Genomic DNA, 241 nt, shown 5'->3' on the forward strand with positions numbered 1-241 from the left:
TACGATCGACCAGAGGCCGCCCCACCCGGTGAGCGAAACGAGACAGACGAACAGCGACGCAATGCAACTCACGGTCGCGGCAAACGAAATGATGGGCAACGAACCCAGCCGCCCGACGAGACGCGTATTCATGAAGTTACCGAACATGATGCCGACGATGTTCAACGCGAACAGAAAGCCGTAATGCTGCGCCGACACGTGGAAATATTCGATGTAAACGAAAGGCGTCGCGGTGATGTAA

At 55.6% G+C, this 241-nt stretch carries 1 pseudogene; it reads right to left on the reverse strand.

Going from position 1 to position 241, the window contains the following annotated elements:
* Positions 1-241, reverse strand: a pseudogene (locus BN358_RS23950) (Bcr/CflA family drug resistance efflux transporter); the annotation flags it as partial.

The organism is Sedimentibacter sp. B4 (assembly GCF_000309315.1).
GTDB classification, from domain to species: domain Bacteria; phylum Bacillota; class Clostridia; order Tissierellales; family Sedimentibacteraceae; genus Sedimentibacter; species Sedimentibacter saalensis.